At 41.9% G+C, this 25,524-nt stretch carries 20 protein-coding genes; 8 read left to right on the top strand and 12 right to left on the bottom strand.

Annotated elements, in window-relative coordinates; translation table 11 throughout:
* Window positions 1-686 precede the first annotated feature (686 nt).
* Window positions 687-923: an HNH endonuclease gene (locus QUA83_RS24930; RefSeq protein WP_333296582.1), complete on the top strand. Its 237-nt coding sequence runs from the start codon at window positions 687-689 to the stop codon at window positions 921-923.
* A gap of 126 nt (window positions 924-1,049) precedes the next feature.
* Here the strand turns inward: QUA83_RS24930 and ltrA are convergent, their stop codons facing one another.
* The 8 genes from ltrA to QUA83_RS24890 form a co-directional block, all read right to left on the bottom strand.
* The gene (ltrA, locus tag QUA83_RS24925; protein ID WP_333296581.1) at window positions 1,050-2,801 is read right to left on the bottom strand and encodes a group II intron reverse transcriptase/maturase; all 1,752 of its coding nucleotides are present in this window, start codon (window positions 2,799-2,801) and stop codon (window positions 1,050-1,052) included.
* Between the two features lie 586 nt (window positions 2,802-3,387).
* Window positions 3,388-4,062: a XamI family restriction endonuclease gene (locus tag QUA83_RS24920; RefSeq protein WP_333296580.1), complete on the bottom strand. Its 675-nt coding sequence runs from the start codon at window positions 4,060-4,062 to the stop codon at window positions 3,388-3,390.
* A 95-nt stretch (window positions 4,063-4,157) separates the two neighbouring features.
* Window positions 4,158-4,892, bottom strand: coding sequence for a response regulator transcription factor (locus tag QUA83_RS24915; RefSeq protein ID WP_333048843.1), 735 nt, complete (start codon window positions 4,890-4,892; stop codon window positions 4,158-4,160).
* A 94-nt stretch (window positions 4,893-4,986) separates the two neighbouring features.
* The gene (locus QUA83_RS24910) at window positions 4,987-6,066 is read right to left on the bottom strand and encodes a hybrid sensor histidine kinase/response regulator (protein WP_333296578.1); all 1,080 of its coding nucleotides are present in this window, start codon (window positions 6,064-6,066) and stop codon (window positions 4,987-4,989) included.
* Window positions 6,063-6,626, bottom strand: coding sequence for a hypothetical protein (locus QUA83_RS24905; RefSeq protein WP_333296576.1), 564 nt, complete (start codon window positions 6,624-6,626; stop codon window positions 6,063-6,065). Before QUA83_RS24905 ends, QUA83_RS24910 begins: the two co-directional genes overlap by 4 nt.
* A gap of 632 nt (window positions 6,627-7,258) precedes the next feature.
* Window positions 7,259-8,185, bottom strand: coding sequence for a ParB/RepB/Spo0J family partition protein (locus QUA83_RS24900; protein ID WP_333296575.1), 927 nt, complete (start codon window positions 8,183-8,185; stop codon window positions 7,259-7,261).
* Window positions 8,175-8,936, bottom strand: coding sequence for a ParA family protein (locus QUA83_RS24895; RefSeq protein WP_333296574.1), 762 nt, complete (start codon window positions 8,934-8,936; stop codon window positions 8,175-8,177). The genes QUA83_RS24900 and QUA83_RS24895 overlap by 11 nt, the downstream gene beginning before the upstream one ends.
* A 326-nt stretch (window positions 8,937-9,262) precedes the next feature.
* Window positions 9,263-9,892, bottom strand: a complete 630-nt coding sequence (locus tag QUA83_RS24890; protein ID WP_333296573.1) for a hypothetical protein — start codon at window positions 9,890-9,892, stop codon at window positions 9,263-9,265.
* A gap of 392 nt (window positions 9,893-10,284) precedes the next feature.
* Here QUA83_RS24890 and QUA83_RS24885 point away from each other — a divergent pair, with 392 nt between their 5' ends.
* The gene (locus QUA83_RS24885; protein ID WP_333296572.1) at window positions 10,285-11,856 is read left to right on the top strand and encodes a hypothetical protein; all 1,572 of its coding nucleotides are present in this window, start codon (window positions 10,285-10,287) and stop codon (window positions 11,854-11,856) included.
* Between the two features lie 729 nt (window positions 11,857-12,585).
* Here QUA83_RS24885 and QUA83_RS24880 read toward each other — a convergent pair.
* Together QUA83_RS24880 and QUA83_RS24875 are read right to left on the bottom strand one after the other, a co-directional pair.
* A complete protein-coding gene (locus QUA83_RS24880; protein ID WP_333296570.1) occupies window positions 12,586-13,020 on the bottom strand; it encodes an aminoacyl-histidine dipeptidase in 435 nt (144 codons plus the stop codon).
* Window positions 13,021-13,316: 296 nt separating this feature from the next.
* On the bottom strand, window positions 13,317-14,021 hold the full coding sequence (locus tag QUA83_RS24875; protein WP_333296568.1) for a hypothetical protein: 705 nt from the start codon (window positions 14,019-14,021) through the stop codon (window positions 13,317-13,319).
* 524 nt (window positions 14,022-14,545) lie between these two features.
* Between QUA83_RS24875 and QUA83_RS24870 the strand changes: the two genes are divergently transcribed.
* Window positions 14,546-16,132 carry an AAA family ATPase gene (locus tag QUA83_RS24870; RefSeq protein WP_333296567.1) on the top strand — a complete coding sequence of 529 codons (1,587 nt, stop codon included), beginning with the start codon at window positions 14,546-14,548 and terminating at the stop codon, window positions 16,130-16,132.
* A 120-nt stretch (window positions 16,133-16,252) separates the two neighbouring features.
* Here QUA83_RS24870 and QUA83_RS24865 read toward each other — a convergent pair whose 3' ends face one another.
* The gene (locus QUA83_RS24865) at window positions 16,253-21,403 is read right to left on the bottom strand and encodes an nSTAND1 domain-containing NTPase (protein WP_333296566.1); all 5,151 of its coding nucleotides are present in this window, start codon (window positions 21,401-21,403) and stop codon (window positions 16,253-16,255) included.
* 75 nt (window positions 21,404-21,478) lie between these two features.
* Window positions 21,479-22,498 carry a DUF1822 family protein gene (locus QUA83_RS24860; protein WP_333296565.1) on the bottom strand — a complete coding sequence of 340 codons (1,020 nt, stop codon included), beginning with the start codon at window positions 22,496-22,498 and terminating at the stop codon, window positions 21,479-21,481.
* 162 nt (window positions 22,499-22,660) lie between these two features.
* Here QUA83_RS24860 and QUA83_RS24855 point away from each other — a divergent pair, with 162 nt between their 5' ends.
* The 5 genes from QUA83_RS24855 to QUA83_RS24835 all read left to right on the top strand — a co-directional run.
* The gene (locus QUA83_RS24855) at window positions 22,661-22,819 is read left to right on the top strand and encodes a hypothetical protein (protein ID WP_333296564.1); all 159 of its coding nucleotides are present in this window, start codon (window positions 22,661-22,663) and stop codon (window positions 22,817-22,819) included.
* Between the two features lie 138 nt (window positions 22,820-22,957).
* A complete protein-coding gene (locus tag QUA83_RS24850) occupies window positions 22,958-23,278 on the top strand; it encodes a hypothetical protein (protein ID WP_333296562.1) in 321 nt (106 codons plus the stop codon).
* A 54-nt stretch (window positions 23,279-23,332) separates the two neighbouring features.
* Window positions 23,333-23,911, top strand: coding sequence for a hypothetical protein (locus QUA83_RS24845; protein WP_333296560.1), 579 nt, complete (start codon window positions 23,333-23,335; stop codon window positions 23,909-23,911).
* 308 nt (window positions 23,912-24,219) lie between these two features.
* Window positions 24,220-24,990: an ATP-binding protein gene (locus QUA83_RS24840; RefSeq protein ID WP_333296558.1), complete on the top strand. Its 771-nt coding sequence runs from the start codon at window positions 24,220-24,222 to the stop codon at window positions 24,988-24,990.
* 119 nt (window positions 24,991-25,109) lie between these two features.
* The coding region (locus QUA83_RS24835; protein ID WP_333296557.1) for a hypothetical protein at window positions 25,110-25,524 on the top strand (415 nt) is incomplete at its 3' end.

Genomic DNA, 25,524 nt, shown 5'->3' with positions numbered 1-25,524 from the left:
ATCTTTATTTGACGATTTTACTAGCTTTTTCATTTTAACTCTTTTTTGACACATTCGCAAAAGTGAGATGCACCCGCCCGAATGTATGCTCCTCCTGGCACATCTTTAGATGAACTCATCTGTGCCTACTGCGCTCAATAGTGTCTCTTTTTTATTTGAAATGACTATAGATAAAATAGAGTTGCGATCAAGCTTAGGGCGAACACAGAGACACCGCCCCAAGCAAGTGTGACAGCAGAATGCTTAAAAACTCTTAATATTTACGTACAGCCTCGATATATAGTGTTCAAGATTAATTCGCAGTTGTCGCAAATCCTCTTTCTATTGACACTCATACTTTAAAGGGCGAAATATGTCAATAGCAAGTAGACTTTTATTTGTGATTTTTGATTAGCAACGACAGTACCGAAAAAGTCTAAAACGTTTGCTACGCGCGAGCGCTAATTTTTCTGATCTTCAAAGGACTATTTTTGAACGATCGATTTTGTCCCTGGTTTCGCCTGATGCAACTTTCTGTACTTTGTGCATTCTAAATGGCGATCGCTTTTAAGTGAGACAAGCGTGGAATAATAGTGACGAAGGCGTTAAGAGATATGGAAGATTGAGCGAATTTACAGCACTCTTTGACTTAATGGCTTCTGAGTGATGGCAACAAAAGCGATCGCGCCCATTGTGAGAAATGAGCTATGGCAAAACCCAAGAGGTATCCCGACAATTGGCAAGAAATTGCGCTCTCAGTGAAAGAAAGTGCTCTTTGGCGCTGTACTAAATGCAACCAACAATGCCTCCGGCCCGGTAAAAAAAGTGGCTTAACCAAGTCCGAACGATGTTCCCTAACTTTGACAGTGCACCACCGCAACAGAATACCGGAGGACAACCGCCCAGAAAACTTAATAGCCCTGTGTACTGCGTGTCACCATTAAACTCAACGAGACTGTCACCAGCCCCGTTGGTCTTCAAAACCGTGCATGAAACTTTAATTTCACACGGCTCCTCAATGATTTGGTGCTTGTTATGCATACCTCATTACCCATTTATCCTCGACTCTTTCAAGTCTTTTGGTGGGTTTTAGGCTCGACACTGTTGCAGTCGGATTTGCTGCCAGAACTCCCATCTGAGGCGGTCTTTATATCATGGCAATGTCTATGTAGAAGTTGAAGATTTTTATACTCATCCTTTTTACCTTTCGATTTGGGGATGATATGGTCAACTTCCATTACATCATCTTCACGGAAGAACAAACCGCAGTGGGTGCATTTCCCTTTTTGCTTTTTCAGGAGCGTTGCCACTCTAGACGGCATTTCCGGGTTTTTACCCATTCTTGAACTCCAGTAAACTAGGTTTCCGTCGTATGGTGACGATTCGCCTTTAACTTTCACATGACGCACTATTGGGGTGACGGCATGGTCAAGTAACCGAAATGAGGTTAATCCATCCTTCTTCGTTGCGAATACCCAGTTATCACCGCCTATGGAATGCCAATATTTGTTTGACACCCATTCCCTGCTCTTTTTTGGGTGGCGGCGTTTTGCCCAAGCGCTTAACTTTTGGTACATGAGGCTATCCATATCTGAGTAAGCCACCTTACTTACCACAGTCGCATAGTAGTTTGCCCATCCCCTAATAATTGGGTTTAGATGGTTGATTAGCGCCACTTGCGGTGCTGCCTTATGGGCTTCGATAACACTAGCGATTCGATCGTAATGTACCTTTTGCGAATGCTTGCTTGGGGTGATGATTGTTTTAAAACCCTGATTAGAGTGATACTTTCCCACAGTGAATTGTTGTATCCTAAAACCAAGGAAATCGAACCCTGGTTTTTCTTGCTCATACTGGTTGAGAGTGTGAGTAAGTCTCGTTTTGTTGGGTTTTAGTTCTAAACCCATGCCTTGTAACCATTCAGAGATTATCTCTTTACATCTTTGGATAACGGTTATGTCTTCGTGAAGAATAACGAAGTCATCGGCATAACGAATTAGGCTTAGGCTTTTACGGTTGTCCCGCTTACCATGACCACTTCGGGTGGGCAAAGTATCAGCATACTTTTTAATTCGTTCTTCCATCCCGTGGAGGGCAATATTTGCCAGTAGTGGAGAAATTACCCCACCCTGTGGCGTACCCTCAGATGTTGGGAACAACTGCTTATCATCCATCACTCCCGCTTTTAACCATGCTTGAATTTGTCGGCGGATGGTGGGGAATGTATTTAATTTTTTGAGCAGTGCTTCATGGTCGATGCGGTCAAAACATTTGGCAATGTCAGCATCTAGCACGTATTTAGATTTCTGACTAATTACCGTGAATATTTGCTCTATCGCATCATGGCATGAGCGTCCGGGTCTGAACCCGTATGAGTTAGGTTCAAATCGCGCTTCCCATTCTGGCTCTAGTGCCAGCTTGACAAGCGCTTGCAAGGCTCGGTCTTTCATTGTAGGTATACCCAAAGGTCGCTTCTCTTCCGTTCCAGGCTTAGGAATCCATACTCTCCTAGTTGGACTGACCTTTGACCCCAGGTTTAATTTTTGAGTCAGGTCTAAACGTTGCTTTGGAGTTAGCGACTTAACGCCATCTACACCCGCCGTCTTTTTCCCCTGGTTATCCTGGGTAATTCTACGAACCGATAAGGCTCTTGCTGACCAAGACTTCATCAGCGTCTTTTGGAGTCTGCGAAATGCTTTTACATCACCACGAACAGAGGCTTGATAAATTCTCTTCTGGAGCTTATACACATTACGCTCTAGCTTGCGCCAGTTAATTTTGTGCCATTCCACCATCAGTTTTTTAGACTGTGTATTAGACATTTTTACTCACTACTTGAGACTTTATCTTCCAAATCATCGTAAGTCTGTTAGCATATTCTGGGCATTACCCCAGACGTTCGCTTTTGACTTAATCTCTCCTGCTCGCTGCATACGGTTAGCACCTACTCAGGTATTCGACCACCTGAGAGCAGACGAGAGGTTATCTCGTTCCGAATGACCATACTGTGTACCGTTAGAGTGATGCTGTTCGCCGGGTTTATTGGAAGTGCTTGTTGGTCAATAGACAACTTGCCAACTCCTTATCCTTTGCCTTTTGGCTCCAACGCATTAAGCCTTATTTCGCTGGTTTTGTGTGACGACGATTCAGTTGCATCTTCAAGCCAGGGCTTTACTCATGGGTACTTTGCTCAATGCTTTACCAACTTAGGCTGTCAGTAATCACACCTTTTCACCCCGCTTTACGGATTGATGACTATTCGCTACCGTAGGGGTGACGCTTTCACCGCTGCACCTGCGGGGTAGGATTTGAAAGTTCTAGGATACTATTTCTCACCTACATGGTCATTCAGTTGTCAAGGTTCTCAACCTGGCGGCTAATCCTCCAAACCCTTTTAGGCTTTAGTTTCTAGCCAACGATTCGCACTTTCTTATCACAACCGCGGGCAATCCAACGTCTCGCCTGGACAATTATCGCTCTTTCCTGATGATGACATTGATTGGAATATAATGGATGGTTCTCTGGAATCGGCACGGGGCGATTTATCAGATCGCAATCCGCCTCCATTAGTTTGACAAGCTCGAAGGCGGTGAATAGCACCGCAAAGCGATCGGCAACAATTGTCGCTGCTCTTTGAACTTCAGTCTCCGTTGGCTGCTGTCCGCTTTCTAGCCAAGGAAAAATATCTTTGTCGAGCAGTCGTGCAATAATTTGACTAATTTTTGTGAGTTCAGCATCCAGAGTTGCAATGTCTGCCCGGGGCGGAATTCGCTGTTTCTCTTCCATATTTTTGACCAGGTTGGGCGACACTCCTGCTAAACCGATCAGGCGATCTCGCGCAATTGGCGGCGCTGCCGCCATGCGTAAAATGGGCAAAACCTCTGGATGTTGTCGCAGCAGGGCGGACGTGATGTTGCTCAGATTGGCTGTCTCTGCTAGGGCGGATTTAACTTGTTGAGTTGTAACAATGCGAGTGTCGCGGTAGGCTTTTGGAGCGAACTGCATGAACCAATTGTTATAGAAGTCTACCGACAGGGCAATATCCGGTTTCCACAAGTGTGGTTTGTCGGCATTAACTGGCACTGCACCTCCTCTAATCGCGACCCTCGCCTAAATAGCTTAGATTGCTGGAACGTCTCTGTTGTATTATCCACCAAGCGGTTGCTCTTGAAGCGGATTTAGTCAACTAAACCCGCGCGAAGAGCTCTGACAGCAGCTTGAGTGCGATCGTCGCAAGACAGCTTATTGAGGATATTACGCACATGAGTTTTCACAGTACCGAGAGAAATGTATAGCTGCTTGCAAATTTCCTCATTGCTGCACCCTTCAACAATCAACTCTATAACCTCTTTTTCTCGTTCTGTTAAAGGGTTCGCCATTAACAAATGACTGTATTCTGGCTCGACTCCATTGATTGACACAGTGGAAATAGTTGCTGAGTTAACAGCTTCCTTGAAAGGGTTATTCATGCGAGCCAAAACGATTCTGGCAATTGAAGAATCGATCCAGTTTTCACCAGCATTTGTCTCAACAACAGCTTCCACTAACTTTTCAAAACTGACATCTTTCATGCAGTAAGAGTCGGCTCCCGCTGCAAAAGCTGCCAGCACGGATTCCTCATTATCCTGCATCGTTAAAATCAATACTTTCGGTTGGTTCTCCACGCTTGGAGTTTGGGCAGTTTGTATGTATTCTTTGAACCTTTTGGTCAGTTCAATCCCATCTACTAACCCCGGTAGTCCGATATCAACGATCGCTACATCAGGCCGGGTTTTCTCCAGTAAAGTTATCCCTTGCAGGCCGTTAGCTGCCTCTCCGATAAATTCAAGTTCTTCGCAGTCTTCTAAAGCTGCTTTGATTCCAGCCCTTGTCAGGTGATGGTCTTCAATTAAGGCAACACTAATTTTATTCATGGTTGGTTTATTCAAAAAAAGGACAATTGTAATTCACCGACACAGGTGTGCCCGAGGTTGAACGTATGCGCTCTTTTGTATCCAAACAAGATTTTTAGAGCGAGATGGGAAGCCGTACAGTAAATGTGCTGCCTTGACCCACCGTTGATGTCACGTCAATGCTGCCAGAGTGGGCTTCTACAATCCGGCTTGACAAGTGCAGCCCCAGGCCACAACCTGCTCTAGCATGGTTTCCGGGGCGGAATCGTTCAAACAGCGAAGCTTGTTCTGAGGCTCTGATGCCGGGGCCGGTGTCTTCTACGGTAATATTTACCCACTTGGCATCTGGACGAACAACGATTTTCACACAACCAAAATCGGTGAATTTAATGGCATTTCCGATTAAGTTGGTGATGACTCGGCGGAGTTCGAGGCGATCGCCTTCAATCCTTAGTGGTTGCGGGTCAGAGTCGTCGAAAGTTAGGACAAGTCCTTTATCAATAGCCACAGCCTCCTGTTCCTTAACGACTTCTTTGACCAGTTTTTTGAGGTCAAAGGGGGCGATCGCCAGAGTTTTGCAACCAGATTCAAATCGGTGAACCTCTAGTAAAGTATTGACTAACGAAAGCAAATTTTGGTTACTGCAGCCGATGGTTGCGATCGCCTCTACCGCTTGAACGGGCAGTTCACCAAATTTCCCTCGTTGGAGTAGGGTCAGCATTCTATCAGCGCCGACTAGGGGAATCCGCAAGTCGTGGGTAAGACGAGCCACAAAATCCTCTCGCGCCTTTGTCACTTCCTGCATCGCATCTATACTATGTTTGAGCCGGAGGAGGCTACGGACGCGAGCCAGCAAATCATTTACTTGGATGGGCTTGCAAACGAAATCGTCAGCCCCCAAGTCGAGTCCATCTGCTATGGTTGTTGAGTTGTCAGCCGCAATTAACAGGATGGGGATAAAGGGAAGTTGAGGATTTGAGCGAATTCTGTAAGTCACTTCGTAACCGTCTACTTCTGGCATCATTACATCCAACAGGAGTAAATCTGGGGGCGACTCCTCAACTAAAGCTAAAGCATCAAGTCCGCTAGAACTTGTACTGACGCAGTAGCCTTCTTCGGAGAGGATAGCCTGCATAATAAATAAGTTGTCAGTCGTATCATCAACCGCCAAGATTTTACTGCGTTTATCTCTCATTGCCCTGAATTTCTCTCCCGCCTCCATCCAAAGCTTACGAACGAGTCCATATCTTCTGAGTCAGCCTTTTGGCGGATAAAACTTAAAAACTGTTGATAATCTTGAAGCTGCTTGGATTCTTCCAACTTTCGCTGCTTTCTGATTCGCAACAAGTAGTCTTTGAGACGAGCGTACCGCCATCCAACATGGAACCCCAGATCGTAGATTTGAGGGATTTTCGGATTCGCGGTCGCGTTGAGTAAGGTTTGTGCGACATTTGGCGAGCCTTCGTCACAAATTGTTCTCCTGCTTTTTTTTCCATCCCTGCAACCTTTCCAAAACTCTTGCCTGCTAGTTGAAGTGTGGATGGAAATCTTGTACTCTTGCAGCGTCGTTTCAAGCCAATCTAAGTCTTGTTTTCTGTCGTTTGAGAGCGAATCGTTGGGCTGATACTTGTTCCAAGCGCGGGCTAAAGCATTTAGCGACTTTTGAAAATCTGCCAAAAAACAGTCTAACAGGGTTTGATACTTTGCCGGCGGTAAAAGTCGGCTGTGGTTTGAAAGAGTGTGACTTTGTGGCATAACTGTCAACATAAGCCAAACAGAGTTTGAGTTTGCTTTTTTCGGTTTCATCTCTATGTCTCTAACCTATCAACTGCCAAGCTCGATCGAATTCTACCTAAAAGCTGATTTCTCATTTACTGTCGCAAAGCTAATAATTTCTCCTTCACTGCCATTCTTGGTTAGAATTGTTAGCGTGCGCGACTTTTCTTTTTACAGAAATAGTTGTGCCGTCCCGTGCGCGATCGCCTGTATCAGACCGATCGCCAAAAAAGAATGTTCTCTCGATTAACCCAGCATCCTTGACAAAAACTTAAACTTTGCCTCCCAACAGCCAGCGCAGAAATAATATCCAGCCCTGTAATCCGCGCGATCGCGCCGCTCGCCCGAAGTATAGCCAGGGATTAGGGATCTCTTACTAGGGACTAGGGAAAAAACCAACTAGAATCAATGGTTTCAGGAATTTGGAATATCCTAACCGCCTTGTCGTTTGCTGTATGAAAGCGTCCGGTAGAAGCCGCATATTTAATTCCTCAGAAGTGTCCGAACGCTTCTGTCTTTTAATGGGTACGACCATCCCTTCAATACCGGAACTTCTTTTCTCGAATCCGGTTGCACGGATTAGGCAGAATGCGGCATTGCCCTTGTTTTTTCTAATCTACTAAGAGGGATTCTAGCTCTATTAGAATTTTTTGGAGGCGCTTCTGCTTTTTTGGATCGCTCCAAGCTTTGGACTTGTTCGCTTTTGTTAAAGCTCCCTTTATTTTGGTTTTCAGATTTTCTTCCGGTTCTTCTTCCGAAGTACCTGCCTTTAAATCCGCGATGCGTTCTTTAATCAGAGTTAGAGATAGACATTCAGAGATCGCCGCTTCGAGAAGCGACTTTCTAGCCTGCTCGTCTTTAACTTTGGCAATCGCTCGCGCCTTAGTATACTCGATCTGACCTCGGCGGAGGGCTTCTTGGATGTCTGACGGCAGCTTCAGCAGTCCCAGTCTATTGCTGACGAAAGACTCCCATGACATCCGCCCCAATTCGCTAAAAACCTTGACGACTATTTGCATTTCATGATGAATGATAACGTTATCATTCATCCTCTGTACGTCATTTTGCATCCGGTAGAGCAGCCGCACCACCTCTTCTAGATCGTATTCAAGGTGATGAGAGAGCAGTTGCAATATCCCCTCCGTTTCTTCGACTGGGTTGAGGTCTTCCCGCTGGAGGTTCTCAACTAATGCAACGCGCAGAGCTTGCTGTTGTGTCAAGTCCCGAATGATAACAGGGACTTCTGTCAATCCCACTTCCTTTGCAGCTCTATACCGCCTTTCGCCTGCTACTAGCTCGTATTTTTCCTCTCCCAAAGGACGGACTAACAGAGGTTGGAGAATTCCATCAGTTTTTACTGACTGAACCAAAGCCTGCATAGCTTGGGAGTCGAAGTATCGGCGAGGTTGAGAAGATGGAAGCTCGATCGACTCTATGGAGAGCAGTTTTTCTGCCATTGGTTCTGCTACTTCATCATCTCCAAACAAAACGCTCAAATTGGCCTTACCTTTATAGGGCTGGTCATTCTTACTTGACATTGAGTTTCTCCATCTTGGCGGATAGCTGGTCTAATATCTTGACGACGGGATTTTTAGGTTCGTAAACAGCAAGCGGGACTTGCTTCTCGGAAGCATCCGCGAAAGCAGTTATGCGCGGGATGGGAGTGTAAACGGGGCCAAAGGTCGTAAACTGCTCGTTTATGGCTTTGAGAGTCCGCTTGTCCTGAGAGTTGGCAGCAGCATAGCGGGAGGGAACAAAACCAGCTATCTGCAAAGAGCGGTTTCCTTTTTTTCTGATTCTCGCTACTGTTTGCAACAGGAGGTTGGTACCCTCAAAGGCTTTGTAGTGAGTCTCAACGGGGACTAAAACGTGAGTAGCAGCTACCAGGCTGATGTAGCTGAGCAACCCTAAACTGGGAGGGCAATCTATGAGGATGAAATCGTAGTTGTCTTGAATTGGGGCGATCGCATCTCTGAGGCGAACTTCCCGAAAGTCCATGTTAACCAGTTGAATTTCAGCCGCGCTGAGGTTGATGTTGGTAGGAGCCAAATCCATACCGTGAATGCCCGTGTGGATGGAAAGAGGTTCCTCATTGACAATGGCATCAAACACAGTTTTATCCAAATTCTGAGAGTCAACCCCCATGAAGAGCGTTAGAGAACCTTGAGGATCGATATCGATGAGAAGAACCTTGTGGCCTCGTAAGGAAAGGTGGTAGCCGAGATTGAGCGCGATCGTGGTTTTCCCCACACCGCCGGCTTGGTTGAACAGCGAGATTATCTTTGTCATGAATTGCCCTCCGGTAGCGTGCCACCATAGTTCCAAAACGGAGTGCAAAAGGAGGTGGCGGTTAAAACTGTAAGCATATTTGCATTTTTGTTGAAGTTTGGGAATGTCTGTACTTTAGGCATGAGCCCTCACTATCCCCAGACCGTTTTGTAGAAAAACTATAGTTATACTCTCATATCAAGGCGATATCTCTGAAGGTGCATTAGGAATTTTTTTATTTTTTCCCACTCCCAAAGGCAATTGGCAACAGTGACCATGCCGTTGCTGTGAAAGACAACGGCAATGCGGTCGCGTTCATGAATGCTAGCAGGTGACGCTAAATACTTCTAAGCTCGCTCTTTCATTGACTTGTAGGAATAAGGATAGTTGATTGTTAGTTTGAGCGAGCCAGGAAGTATCTCTGGTTGATTAATAATGCAGTAAATGAGATATCCAGCCCGTTCCACTTCTGCCCAAGCCAGAGGCGAGAATTGGGCTGACTCACAAATGGCGCGTTTAACGAGTCGCGATCTGCTGCGGTTCTCAAACAGAGCTTGCACAAACTGGGTGGGATTAGCTATGGCAGGAGACAGAAGCCTGCAAAATTTTTTAGGATGAACTGTCCGAAGGTAATGGATAGCAGCTTGTCCATTAAATGCTTCAACTAGAGATGGGGAAATTTGCAAGTGCTGAAGTAGCAACTCAATATCTTCATCAGTATTGGTTACTGCCCATAAATTATTCTCGATCCACCCCCAAACTATCTGCTCAGCCTCTTTGTCAGTTGCTACCAAAAAGCGATTTCCTTTGTAGGTAAACCCTGATACGTGGGGCAGTTGGGGGAGAGACCAGTCGGCAAGAGCGCGATCGCTGTCCAGTAGCAATAGGACGGATGCTAGTATGTGCCTCCTGCTGTGCCGAAGTGGATCGGCGACGGGTGCAGGCTGTCGAGAGCTGTGTTGATGGTAAAACTGCATGGGAACGCCGTTCTCCTATTAACAGTAAAAGTTACTGCTTTAAGCTAAAAGCTAAAGGCTGTAAACTCAATCCGCCTTCCCTCCTAATTTTCCACCTCAAAAGTCAGCGGCAAAATTCATCTTGCGGACTATTAAAACGCGATCCAGAGGCAAAAACTATCGTCTGAATGGCTGTTGTTTCTTCTAATTCCAGTTAGTAATAGCAATAGGGAAAAGGCATTTGTTCAATGGCTTATTTCCGAACAATACTTTTTGATAAAACAATTACTGGTTCAATGTTCTCTGCCTTGAGAACTAAAGTTAGTTACGACTGAAAGCGTACCAAGAGCGACAAAAGCGCATGATAGGTTGATGGCTAAAAGAGCGATGCGCTTTTAGATGGCAGAACACTTATGCTTTTAAAAACCATACAGAGATTTTCCCCTGACTATATCTTGAGGCTAAAACAAATAGGGCTGGCTTTTTTTGAGAAAATAGCAACTGACCGAGCAATAGCTGGAGAAACTCAAGATTTTTACCAGGGATTGCTTGCCGGATTGGATCGAGCAGTCAAGTTCATAAATGAAGAAGGCGGGGTACAAACACTTAGCCTTTTAGAAGCTAAAATAGCAACTCTTATCAATGAAGATGACTCATCCCAACAACCTCTAAGTTCGAGTTCAGTAAAGGGTGACTGTAAGCTATCCATTTCTAGGTTGCCTGTTAGAGCTATTTCTCAACTTAGACAAATTGGAAAAGAAACCGATTGTGAACCAGATATAGAAGAGTGTGTCTGCATCGGCGAGACTCAAGATTTCTATCACGGCTGCCTCGCTGCTATTGATTTTGCTCTGTCCTTGGCAGGTGAGAAATATGCTTATGCTCAAATCAGTCTGGTAAAAACTAATGCCGCCAATTTCATTGAATTAAACAAAGATTGGGAACGCCGAGTTCTTGAGCTTAAAGGCTTATCCTCCTCAAAGAGGCAAGATAGGCAACCAAAACAAAATTTGCTGGTTGGGCTGTCGCAGCTCGATGGCGACAATCAAGTTGGGACGCTGGGCAGTGAAGGAGAGGGCGATGAAGCTGATTCGCGATCGATAGAAGCGGGGGCTTTAGCTGAAATACAGGAGCAAGATTTAAAGAGCGAGCGCTGTGATTCTAGCGAACTAATCGTACCTCTGGGTTTAAGCAATTTGGCTATTTTGCAATACCAGAATGAAAGTGAAGAGGGAGTACAAGAACAATTTAAAGAAAAGGTAGTAAAGCTAAGAGAAGAAGAGCGCTTAGAGCTAGAAAATTTGCTATCTAAGACTTTATTAGATAGCTACCAACAGTTGAAGCTAGGAAAACGTAAAGTTATAGAAGATTGGACAGCATCTTTAGAGGATGGTGAAGCAATCAGGGTGATTTCAGATAGAGACAGCCACATCGTACTGCGAATTACTTTAGAGGGTGAAGTGCAAAGTGCTCTATCTTATGGCGACGCAGAGCTATTGGGTGCAACTGTTAAAGAAAACTCAGAGGATTTGGCTATATTCTCTAATTGGTTAAAGCCGATAATTCCGAACCCGCCAGCAGGCGATTTGAACGCGGATTCAGTACCGCCAGCACCGACAATGGATATTCAGCAGGTAAAAATGGCTGAGTCTATTCTGCCAACGGCTCAAAGAGCTTTTGAGTATTTACTTAATCATGCTCCTGATCGCGTGGAAGAGACTGATGAGTACACCCGCGTTCGGGTAGGAGATTTGTATGATCTGATCGTGGGAGAGTCGGAAGGGGTTTCGGTATCTTCTCTGACTGCCTCTGTCCGAGGGGAGTTAATCAAAGTTCGCGGAGAAAATTTGGTTTTAGCTCAGGGTATTTCCTCTGAAGATATTGATTTTTGGGCGGTGGTTGCAGAAGAGCTAGATCGGATAGAGGTGAGGAGTAGGGATTATGAGCGATCGGAACGAGACAGTGCAAGTGGTTTTCAGCGCTGAAATCAAGAGTCAAAACCTTCGACATATTGGGCTAGTTATTTCATTAACAATAAATTCTTTATGTAAAGCCATCTCAGCATAAGTTGTCCTACTACCATCTATTTTTATAGTAATAGTTCCTCCACAACAGCTATTACCGATAAGCCCTTTGGCAGGAAATGTATTTAAATATGTAGGCTTTAAACTAGGAAGACTAGCAGCACATTCGTTGTCCAAACTGCCCCATTAAACTTTCGAGCCAAGGCTTCCCAGAGTGTGCGTGAGCTAACTTCAATTTCCAACTGTTCTCATCGCAGTCTTGCAAAAACCCTAAATTGGCAAAAAGTGCTCAAATTCGACTCTTGTACGTACATTTGACATGGCTTGCTACGCAACTGGCGCACTAATTAGGAGGATTGAGGAGGATTTAGAAGGGTCTAAAACACAAAAAATCGTGTTAAAAGCAACAATTCTTTACAAAAAATGATAAGCATTTATACTTAAAATGAGGCTAAAAGTAGGAAATAGGAGGTGTAATGAGTAAAAAATGTGCTGTTTTTTCCTCTTTTTTCCTCCTTTTTTAGCCCTCTAAAATCCGCATCCAGGTCAAATACGGTTTTTACAAAGTAAAATAGCTCTGAATCAAAGGGTGGGTGGGTGGCAATAAGCTTCCCCACTCCTAGAATAAATGAGGAGTGGGGAAGCGGCCATTAACAGGCTATTTTTGACATTCTTAGTTGCTCAAGTGGCTCAATCCAAATCATCGATGTCGTCGTCAGCAACATCCACTTCTTCATGCACACTTTGCGAGCTTGAAGCAACTCCGCTGCTCTGACGAGCGAGCCGTTGATTGCGAATGCCCCGATGCTTGGCGCGGCGATCGCGGATTGCATCCATGTCGGTCAATCCGTATAGGATGCGACCAGCACGCATCAATTCCTTTAAAGGTGTTTCACTGTAGTCAGCGCGAAATTGGGCATTATGTGTTTCCCAATCAAATTCGCCACCGTTAAAGCGAGCAACACTTGCCAGTTCCCGACCTGATTCTTCTCTCAAAACTTCTAGTACCATTAGGCGAAGTTTATCGTTGTAACTAATGCACTTGTCGAGGGCTTTTATCTGAGTCTTATGAGCTTTATCGGTAGGGGTTGCATTAGTCTTTTGAACTTTTTCAGTGACTCTCATTTCTCAATCTTCCTGAATTCAAGTTTGTTCATATACACAGCAGCAATCGCTGCCTCTTTAAGTTTAATTATTGGATTTAATTTCCAAAAAAAAATTAATAACTGTATTTAAAACTCATTAAGTTGAAAGCAATTAATACTTTAAATATTTCCATGAAAGGTGAAGTTTGATTAAAATAATTATAACATGAATAAAATAAAAAACTCTACTCTACCGTTTTTAGGTAGAGCAGAGTTTTACATATTCAACAAGAGCGACGGTGAAGGAATCTGTAAAATTTGAGCGAGGGTAAAAGATTATTCTAAATCTTCGTCCTCATCTTCATCAGCATCATCTTCCTCATCTTCTTCCTCGGTATCGAAATCATCTTCGCTGTCCTCATCCAAGTCTTCTTCGGATTCATCTGTTTCCTCATCTTCATCAGCATCAAGTTCATCTTCTAAGTCATCCACATCATCATCTTCATCTTCATCATCGGATTCATCCTGCTTGTTATAGCTATTGCGTTTAGCAAGCGATTCTTGATTGAATTTGACAAGACCTTTAATTGCTTCTTGCGGGTCAAGCTCGAAAACGTCGTATAGTTTTGCCATAACAAGCGCAATGACTTCCATATCGTGGCGCAGTGCATCGGGTTGACCAAATAGAGCTGGAAACACTTCGTTATTCCAACGCTGCCAGTTCATCGTTTTGCCGCGTTTTTTTAACTGTGCAGCAATATCCAAACCTAGTTTTTCCTTGGTAGCGTGACCTACCTTAGTTTGGAGGCGTTTTTCGCGCAGTTGAATTTTGACTCCAAACTTTTTTAGGATGGTAGTTCGCACGCGGTCTAGAAGTGCGTCTGCTTGCTCTTCTACAGTGAGTGTCGAACGGCGACTGACCTGTGATTGGGTAGCTGTTGCTGGACTCTTTGACTTAGCAGTACCATTGCTTTTGCCATTCAAAGTCACTGCTCCATTGGATGGGCGAGAGTTATGGTTTTTAGCTGTTGTTGTAGCCATGAAGTTTGATTTAATTAAACTACTTCACGGCTAACAGCGCCGTTAGGCGCTCTCAAATTTCATCAAATTTATAATTAGTTGTTTTTTAATTATGGCTATTAATAATTATTTATAAAATTATTAGTTTAAACAATATTGATGTAATAATACCAATTCACTATGAAAATACACTAAATGAGGCTGATGTCTTTCTTGTTGGAACTATAGCAAGTCTATTTGAGTCGTGAATGTAGAACAACCTGAAACGCTTGTGATGATTGAATCGATTGTTTACAAATCAAATGGTTTTGCTATATATCCTTAGCGTTATATTAAATGCAGCTTCATAGTGAATTGGCATAACATGGTGTAATTACTTTGCAATCAGCCGAAATAAATAACTATGTATATTCAGTAAAATAGGTAAATAATTCCTAAGAATTAAGAGGATGTTTGACTGCTGTAGAACTGTTGGCTGATGGCAAGGCTCGACCGTAGCCTATCAATGAGAAGAGTACCTTTGAATATTTCTTGCCGTTGAATTTATGCGTACCCTCAATGACTGGCTCGCTTTGGCCCAAAGAGGCATTAAGATTGTCGGGCTGGAGTATTACATACCTGACCGAATCAGAGTTTTAACACAGTTTCAGAATTGGGGGCAGGAACTGCATTTGCCTGTTTTCTTTTGGAACTCAGGGTACAGTTGCTTGCAGGAAATTGTAAGTGGGGACGGTGAGTGTATCTTACAAAATACTGACTTGCACCCAGATTCTGACGTGCTTCAGTTTCTATTAGAGAGTAGGAGAGAGGGAATTTACATTCTTGAGGGAGTGCTAGATTTTGACGAATCCGGTCAGGTGAGTTCGCGTCTGGGGTTTCAACTGGCAAATGCTTACTATCACTCATCTTGGTCTGCGGCTCCTCAGTTTTGGGTGATGCTGGAAAACTACATACAACTGCCGGTGAACTTGCAGCCGTTGATTCCCGTACTGACGACTCCTTTACCGTCCCGAGTTGCAGCACAAAAGGTGGTGGAGTTGTTTTGCGATCGCAATCCTTGGCTTGGCGACAAAGGCGACGAGGTGTTGCAAGCTGCTTTGGTTCGAGCTTGCCAGGGGTTGCCCCAAGGTGAGATCGAGTTGATTTTGGAGCGATCGCTAGCTTTTGCTTCGACTGTGGAGGAAATAGCGCGGTTGGTGCTCGACCACAAGGTTAACAAGCTGCGGGGGCGAGGTCTAGAGTTTATTGCCGAGGCAGATGTGCCGGATGCAGGTGGTTTAGACTTGCTAGACGAGTCGCTGTCAAAGGTGGCTTCTCTGTTGAGTCCAGAAGCAGAGAAATACGGACTCAAATTTCCCAAGGGAATGATTCTCTGGGGGCCGCCGGGTACGGGCAAAAGTCTGAGTGCTAAACTTGCGGCTAAGAAGATGGGAGTACCGCTGTTGGCGGCTGATTGGGGTTCGATTGTCGGTTCTTCCAGACCAGATTTAGCTTTGCGCGAACTGCTGGAACTGACTCAGGCTTTAAGTCCTACAATTCTCTATTGGGATGATTTTGATAAAGGCTTTGCAGGGTGGGATTCCAATACCGATGGCGGTGTTTCTAGGCGTTTATCGGGGAAGCTTTTAACTTGGATGCAAGAGCATCAATACCCAATTTATATCGTGGCGACAGTTAACCGTTTGGGGATGTTACCACCGGAATTAATTCGTCGCTTTGATGATATTTTCTTTGTGGATTTGCCTCACGAAGGGGCGATGTATGAGATTTTCAATCTTCATCTGAAAAAATATTTTCCTGAGTTTCGTAATGCTTCTGAGTCGCCTTGGACGGATGATGAGTGGCGGATTCTGTTGAGGGATTACAGGCTTTGTACGCCCGCAGAAGTCGGTAATGCTGTGAGAAAATGTGCTGAGGAAATTTACTATCGCGATCGGCTACAAGGGAAACAGCCTGATGAATTGAAGGTGACTTTGCAGGACTTGCGACATCAGCGCTATCAGTTTACGCCGTCGATGCTTCGCGATGAGGAGCAGATTCTAGCGATTCGCAATCAAGCGACTTATGCTAGATCGGCTAGTGGGCCGGATCGATCGCGTTTTTCTCTTCCGGTACAGGAATTGTTTGGCTAGCGGGATTTAGACAAAACTTAGTTTAAAAATAGACTTTGATTATTACGAACTTGCCAAACAGGGTGATTTTTTATTTCAAGTGTAGAAACCCGGTTTCTTTGGCCCTGTGTAAATTCTGATTTATTTAAAATTGGAATTAGCTTGACACACTTTTAATTTTTGTTTTTCCTCTGGACGAGTAACGAAATAATCCTGTAACCAGTCACACCCTGTCGCTAATAATTCATCTAAGTTCTGATTGTGCCAAATCATCACTTTTCTGCCGCCAGTGGCTATATACTTACCATCTGGGCTAAATTGGATTAACCCTTGACCTGACTCGGGAACTGTATATTTAGCAATTAGTTTTCCAGCTAAACTCCAGATGCTTAATTCATTGGGATAACCTAAAAAAGCAATTTGCTGACTATCAGGGCTAAAAGTCAAGGCATTTGGAGATTGTTGTAATTTAATTTGATTAATCAATTTGCCAGAAAAGTCCCATATCTTAATTGAATAATCGGCACCAGTTGTTACTATTAATTTGCTGTCTGGACTAAAATAGGCATCCATAATCCCTGCTTGATTATCAAATTTAATAAATTTCTTGCTATTTATATTCCTTAAGTGTAATTCTGTTCTTGCCAGATCCCATGTTGCCAGATATTGACTATCAGGACTAAATTTTGCGGTGTTTCCTTCAAAAAGCAGGAAATTAGTTATGTCAAATATAAAATTTTCCCGAACAATACTTTTTTCTTCTATGTTATTATTGCGGGATTCAACTTTAATTTTGACAGTAGTACCTGGCGTTCCCTTCAGAAAATCATAGGCTTTCGATACATCATCATTTTTGAGGTCAGATATTTTGTGGCCATCTATTTCCAAAATTATATCACCACTTTTTAACCCGGCTTTGATGGCTGTAGAATTTTGCCAAATATCGAGTATCTTGACTCCATAAACTAACCCAAGACCAGGAACAAATGTTTCTGTTTTAGAAATATCTAATAAAATAGCGGGCATGGAAACTTCTTTGCAATTTGCTGATGATTTATTATTTACATCTAATGGATTGAGTAAATTTCCAGAAGCATCCCAAAGTTTACCCATACCTGAAATGATAGTCAGAATATATTGACCATCTGGACTAACGACTACTTGCCCAACTATTTCAGGTAGAGAATCATGTTTGAATTGCTTAACTTGCTGAGTTGATAAATCCCAAAAACGTAGAGGAAAACGTGAATTTGTACCTACTTTATCAAAAGTATCACTATTATTAACTCCAATTGTGGCTATCTTGCTACCATCAAAACTAGAGCTATATTTTTTGTCGCCTACATAGTCTGCCTGGTTAAAAGTCCACAATAGTATTTCTTCATTGCTTACATTAGTTTTAACCTCCGAAATCAAGTTGCCTGTTAAATCCAGTTTATGAACACCTTCTTTAGTAACAAATATAATAGATTTTCCGTCAGGGGATGAATTAGCAAAACTGTCGCCAATATTAACTGTTTCAACTTGTTTTTCTTGGGAATTCCAAATATCTAATATCTGGTTATATGGATCTGTAATTAAAAGCTTTTCACCATCTGCACTATAATGTAAATTTCTCAGTGTTATATATTTTACACCATCTACTCCTTTTTTTTCATAGTTTGTCGGTAATGCTATAACAGAAGGTGGGGCTATACTTAATAATTTAATTCCGTCAAACCCTGAGATAAAAATTGTTTGACCATCAAGACTATAGCTTAAGCCAAAACCAAAAAGTGAACTTATTATCTGTTGGTCAATAATTTTTCCTGATGTGGTATCATATAATTTGACGACTCCTTCCCCTACACTGACTGTAGCAATTTGTTGACTATCAGGACTAAAACTAACATCACCCTCCTGCAAAAATAAAGTTTGGGAAAAATTGAAATCAGCAATTTTTTGACCTGATAAATCCCAAAGTCTAGCTATCAAAACAGTAGGTTGAGATGGATTAGTATCTACCCCTAAAGTCAAAACTTTTTTACCATCAGGACTTATTGATATTTTAGTAATTTGATTAGTATTAGCTTGAAAATATCTGATTTTTTGCAGAGTTTTTAAATCCCAAAATTGCACCGTCCCAATAGCAGTTCCTACCACAATTTCGTTGCCATTAGCAGTAAATTCTAAACTATGTATAGTCCCACCGCCATTAATTATAAAATCCTTAGTCTGCTGACCTGATAAATTAAAAATTTTTATTGTCGTACTTAGTTTTGATGCCAGAACAATATATTGACTATCTGGGCTAAATTTAACTATATCCTCTATTACTCCTGATTCTACTTGGGCTATTTGCTTGCCAGAAAAATCCCAAATATACGAATTTCCTTTGTTATTGATAGTAACAATGTATTTACCATTAGGACTCATCGCTAAATCCTGAATGCCTTGATTCTCTGGTTCATCCCAATCAGTGACTTTCTGACCTGATAAATTCCAAATTATCACTTTACCCTTCTTGGCACTCAAGGAAACAATTTGCTGACCGTCTGGAGTAATAATCACTTTGTCAATAGCATTATCACTTTTAAACTCATTTTTTTCTCGAATATTGCTCGTAATAGTCTGTAAAGCCAATAACGGGCTAGTCGTTGGATAATTTGCTAATGGTTCACCATCTTTTACTAATTGTTTAAGCTTATATCCGGCTTCCAATGCGATCTTTAAAGCATTGATACCACCTTCTCCCGCCTGAAACTGACTGAAAGCTAAGTTCCCCAAATTATCACTTTCTCGAATCAGGCTTTGTCGTTCCCGCTCTGCTTGCTCCTGCTCCCGTAAAAGTTGCCCTTGTAAAATAAAATCCTGCACATCAGAACGTAATTGCTCTCCTCGTTTCTCTAGCCAATCTAATGCCACATCTAAAGGTAAACCTCGCAATAAAGTATCATTGCTTCGATCGCAATTTAACCATTGTTGTACTAATCCCTGAATCTGTACTTCCCAAATTCTAAACTGCCTTTCGTCTGTCATCCATGTAACTAACTCTGGCCAATTTTCAATTAATGCCTCATGGATAATTTCTACAGTTTCTACTTGGGTTTCCCGATCCAAATTCGTCACTACTAGCCGCTCATTTGCTAATTTCTGCACCACACCCCAATTATTGGCAAAATCATTACGAGTCGCTAAACAGCGCGTATCCTCGTTTCGTTGCCCTGGTTGTACCAGCCTAATAAAAATCCATTTAGCTTGCTCTCGCTCCTCTTCATTCAATCCTAAATAAACCCGATCGGCATATTGACTTAAAGCAGTTTTCACGCTGCCAATATCGTTATAAACTTTATAAGAGAGAATGCGCTGATGTTGTTTTTTCCATAACTCAGTCAAAGCAAATTGCAATAAAGGTAAAGCCTCTGGCGCACGATCTAGATCGTTGATAATTTTCTGGACTAAACCATCTTCATATTTCACCAATCGCTTTTCTGCGGGCAATTCTATTGCCTCACTCAATTCATCATCATTCATTGGTAATAATAGCTTAATACGATCCTGCAATTTTTCACCAAAAGGACGATAATTTGAGGCAGTTCCTAAAAAATCGGCTCGCAATGTAATTACTAAATTAAATGCGGGAGCGCGCTCTATCGCATCTAATAAACTATCTAAAAAAGGCTGGCTCTCGGAAGAGAGAGTATATAACTCTTCAAATTGATCGATAATTAAAACCACTCGACGAGATGACTGTTGCGCGATATTTGTTAAATATTGAGTTAAATTATGTTTCGATGATTTTAACTCAATATCCATATCTATTTCGTTTAAATTATTAGCAGCTTCTCCGGTTTCTGTAGTCCGATTAATTGCTGTAAGTACAAAGGCGATCGCAGCAGCCAACGAAGCAAAACAATCATTACCTGGACGTATTTTTAAAATTTGATAATTGAGTTTTCTTAATTCAGGAATTAAACCCGCTAATACCACTGATGATTTACCACTACCAGACGCACCAACTACCGCAGTCAATTTTTGACGCTTCACCAAGTTAAATAATTCCTGAGTAAAACATTTACGCCCAAAGAAAAATTCTCGATCGGTTTCTTGGAAAGCAGCCAAACCCTGATAAGGATTGGGGGGAATTACTAAATCGTGCCAACGCAGCGGAATTTCCGCAGGATTTTGGTATAAAACAGGCAACCAACTTGCACAAGGAAAATCTTTCTCTAAAATTTGCAATCTATCTCTAGTTAATCTGAGTGCCGAATATAAAGAGATTCCCTTAGTGAATTCCTCAAAAAAGTATTGTAAAAATTTTGGTGCTAAAGCTATGGGTAAAATCTCCCGCATCACAACAATTTGCGGTAAATATAGTGCCTGACCTTCCCCTAATTGATGAGCTAAACCTAAACCATCACAAGAGTTAAAAATTACCAACTTTAACCCCTTTTCAATGGCTTTATTAAAATGGCTCCTAATTTCACTAACTTTTAATTTATTACCATCCCTTAATTCAAATTCTCCTTGTGTCCCCTTCTCAGAAGTGCTACTATGACCATTAAAAATAATAATATCCCATGCTTCATTCCATAAAGGCTCATCTAAATCAGCTAAATTAGTCACAAGTTTAATTTCAATATTCTCTGTGACCAACTTCTGAATTTCCTCTTGAATATTAGCATCTTTACCTAAAATGACTAAAATTCTCGCTTGCTGTTTGCAGTCGAGCGACACATCTCTTTTTTGAAAATTGGGTGAAATCAACCCAATTTCCGACAAAGAGAATGCCTGCAACAAATCCCATCTTTGCCAAGGCATTTTTTGGAAATCTTCATCATTGCTTTCAACCAAAATGCGATTAGCTCGATCTCTAGCCTGAACCAAATGTTCTCTTAATCTAGCTCTAACTTCACTAAAATCAGAGGATTTTAACCACTTATAGAACCGTTTTAATAACTTGTCCTCAGCTTGTATGCAAGCATGATAAGCCTGCGTTTTTTGATTCTCCCATTCCTGATATTCACCAGACACATGAGTTACAACAGGTCGTTCTTTGGGCGCAAAAGCTGCTGGGCTATTATCATCATTAGGATTTTTAGCCCTTATTTCCACATAATTTCGATAAGCACTTCGCCAAGCTTCATAAAGCTGCGGTAAATCTGGTGCTGGGGGTAATTTGCCTGTTTCTCCAGTCATCATCTCACTCTGAGCAGGTGCATCACCACCCCAGATTTTCAACCCAACTGTAAAACCTTGGCTAAAATCGCCCACACCATCTAGCAGAAACAGGCTCATAACTTTGTCAGTCATAAGAATATTGTGGTATAATAGCATAGATTTTGCCAAAGAAAGCAAAAACAAATAACAAATATTTACATTATTTGTTTATACGACAAATTCTTCTGTTATTTCAGCTTCACCTAATGCCAATTTTACAGTAAAATCATTCCCAGGCTCCTCCTCAAATTCATACTGAATATATTGATCGGCACTGCGGCTGGTAATTTCTTTAAAGATTTCCCCTTCTACCAAAAGAATTAATTTGAGATGGGCGGGTAAATGAGGGAGCTCGGCAGTGGGGAAAACTTTCAGGTTAACAATCACGCGCTCTGCATTTTCACGAGTTAAAGTCAAGAGAAGAATTACTGTATGGCTAATTAAATCTATTTGTAAATCAATTCGTTTAGCCTGTTGTACTGATTCGGCAAAATAAGCGGGTCTTAATTGTTGTGGTGTCAGCAACTCTTCTACACTCTGCCAACCTGTTGTAAAAATATTCTCAAACCATTGACTTAAGTTCACGGGATTTTCACTAGGGACAATCCGCACATCCAAAACAGGCACTTCCAATCTATCAGAAAGTATCCCTTGTCTAAACAAAACCTCAATTTGTTCGTAGGCTGACCCAGAACCTTGCCAAAATATGACTATACTTCCTTTTTCAATCTTTTGTATTCTCAACTTCTTAGCCCCTAAAATGTGCTTAACTTTATCTTCCAATTGTCTTAAAATTTGTTCGCTGACCTCTACATCACAAGTCATCATTAACAGGATGTCTTCCTTCTCTTGTACCTCTTCGCTTTGGCGATAGCCTTTGTTCACTAAAAGAATAATCGGATCTCTCCAATTTTTAACTTGACCGCCCGTTAATTTGTCGATAGTCTTATATAAACCGCTTTGTGTGATTTTAACTCTAGTCGTTTCTACAGAATCATAAAGCTGATCGGACATTTGCATTGGCTCAATACCAGAAAGCAATAAACATAAATAGTGTTTTTCATAATCCCCCAGAGATTGCCCTTTGTTTAATTTCCTGTGTGTTTCTTCTAAATCATTAAATAACTTCTTAATTTTCCAGGTTTTAGCAGCTTCTTTACAAAAGTTGGGTAAATCTTGCGATAACATAATTTTCTCCTCATATTGATGTACTCGCTAATCATAGCATACCCATAGTTAATCAGCATTAAAATTTTATTAACAGTCATATTAATGATTCATGTTCTAATCAGATCAGTGAAGTACACCTTCGCCAAAGCAAAAAATTAAGCCGAAATGGAGGCAAATAAAATGCACGAAAAATTTGGAGGCGAACACAATTTTCACATTCACGAACCGCACGCCCATCAAATCCATCACACAGATTTGAATTCGATCGGCGACGAGGATACGTTTTTGATCGACTGGCTGGTTGAAGGAGCAGTTTTCGTTTTTAACTTGTTCTCTTAGCAAGTAATTGATAGTGGCTATCAATACCTTTTGGTAGCCGTTATCTACACTGAAAGTACAGCCCACTTGAGCATCAGATTTTTTTTTCGCTGATTGTAACAACACATCTGAAACTAACAAAAGGAGACCTTTTCAATTATGTGGAACTGGATCAAAAATTTATGGAACAGTGCAAAGAAATTAGTAGCTGAAATCTTTCAGGCTTTCATTGAATGGATTCTCTACTTAATTCAATTAGTTTATATAGCTTTTATCACATCTGTGATATTGACTTACTTTGCATACGCTTTGGTACTTTTCTTTATGTTCTACATGATTGGTAGTCTGGCAGTTGTAGAAATCTGGAACCCCAGAGAATCACAACCCAGATCGAAAATTATCGAGCTGGAAAAAGCGCCTGATGCAACTACCAAGCCAAACCGAGAGCAAGCTGAAGTATTGCAAGCAACTAGAGGCTAAATGACAGTCTTCTCAAACGATCAATATCTACTTGTAAACAAAGAATAATGAGTCATGCAACACACAAGTAAAAATCGAAATACTTTTCTGACCGTTACCTTAGAATCTGCCCACCGTGATAGCAATTTAGACCAAATTCAAATCATCGGTGTCCCCGGTCAAAATCAAAATGGTAAGAACATTCTCAGTGACACAGTGTCCTACTTTTTTGATGATCTGATAGGTCGTCCGATCTTCGCGGCTAGTCGTCGCATTCCTAACCTGGATTGGCAAAAGCTTACAATCTGGCTATATCCAAGAGGTGAAGACAAGGATTCTCTGGAATATCAAGTCCCTAAAGTTGACAATCTGGACTTGAAAATTAAATCAAATATTTCTGAATCAAACCTGAAATTCATCTATGTCTTAGACAATGATTTGAAGGGGAGTGAATATCGGCGCTGGCAGAAAACATCTGAGGATATTTTCACACCGCTATTCAAAAAATTTGTTGCTCCACCTGAATTGCCTCAGTTGCCGTTTAGCCTCCCGTTTAGCCTCCCGTTCATAGAATCTCTGGATTCCCGGTTAGATCCTTACGCCAAAATGAAGCGAGAACTATTTTTCGATGCCTTAATAATTCAGGTTGATTAATTCAACCCTTTTCCTAAGAAGTGGGGACATAGCACTTCTGTGTTCCTACTATGCAAACTACACACAAACAAAACTCTAGAACTATGCCCAGACCTGACAGACTCAACGGATTTCTCAAGGCTACTGCTGAACTTCATTCTCTTAATGGGAAAAGCCATTTTAGCCCCGACCAGGAAAAAGAGCCTGAAACTCTTAATAAATCTTCAGATCCGGCTATCGATCTGACAAGTAACCTGAGAAAGCCAAAATATTCGCTAGAGAGTTTTATCTTTCCTACAGAAAAAGCTCGACTTCAGGTTAAGAGAATTTTGGCTGAGATTACACATCACGATCTGATTTACGATACTTGGGGTATGGGTGAAAAGCATCAATCCGACATTGCACTTTCAATCAATTGCTATGGGCCTTCTGGCACGGGGAAAAGTATGCTGCTTGAAGTGATTGCCCACAGTTTAGAATTAAAAGTTTTGGAAGTTCCATCAACCGCATCTAAATTTGTAGGTGTCCCTGAGCAAATCATTCAGGAAATTTTTGCCTTTGCTACAACTAATAACGCCTTCATAGTTTGGAACGAAGCTGATAGGGATTTTGGGAAACGGTTAGAGCAAGTGAGTCAATCAGCGGATGCAGGCATTAATTCTGCTCGCAGTATTTTGCTTGAACAACTCTCTTCTTATAAGGGTCTTATTGGCTTAACTACCAACTTGGTTCATAACTATGACTCAGCCTTTGTTAGCCGGATTCGTTTTGAGATTCAACTTGATTTACCAGATGCAGAAGCACGGGCTAAAATTTGGCAAGCTCAAATTCCTAGTAAGTTGCCTCTGGATGAATCAGTAAACTTTACACAACTGGCGGCACAGTTTGATGAAATTTCAGGACGGGATATTAAAAAAGCTGTGTTGAATGCTGTAGCAAATGCTGCGAGTGAAGAAAAGTCAGAAATCGAGAAGCGCGTTACCCAGTCTCACTTTATTCAGGCGATGGAGGAAGTGATTGCAGGAAAAGAAGCTGCTCAAAAGGGGGAACTTAAGTTAACACCTGTTACAGGTAAGGTCGAGTTACCACCTGAACCATAGGTGCCTTAATTTGGTGGTTAGCGCGTGACTAATCCCCACTAAATTAATACTGATCGAATATCTCTAGCCAGGGGTCTCATCCCTGGCTAATCACAGAAATTAAAAATTAAGAGGACACCATGATTAAACCAATCAAATCTTTTTTCGCATCTTCCTTGTTAGCAATTTCTTCTAGTGTTATCTCAGTAACTCTACCGTTGTTAATTGCAATGCCATCTGTTGTCCTGTTTTCTCAATCGGCCGAAGCTAAAACAGTAGTGCCTTTTATTTTAAGAAAAGCTTTAGGTTGTAGCATTACCTGCGAGGCAATTGTAGTTTCACAAAAAACAGGTAATATTTACAAAGTGGAATATTACGACCGTGTTGGAGCGGCGGACGGTACTGAAGTAGCGATCGAAATGGATAATTATGGCGATACCTGGTACAAAATAATTAATCCCATCAATGGTAAATCATCTAACCCACATTCCGCAGATATTCTATCTGATTTAATTTTAAAAAAATTCAGAATTGTCAAAACCTCAAATGATTGCT

The organism is Microcoleus sp. K1-B1, from assembly GCF_036704705.1.
Taxonomy (GTDB): Bacteria; Cyanobacteriota; Cyanobacteriia; order Cyanobacteriales; family Microcoleaceae; genus Microcoleus.
The sequence above is the reverse complement of the archived record's forward strand: the minus strand, read 5'-3'. Positions and strand labels throughout refer to the sequence as shown.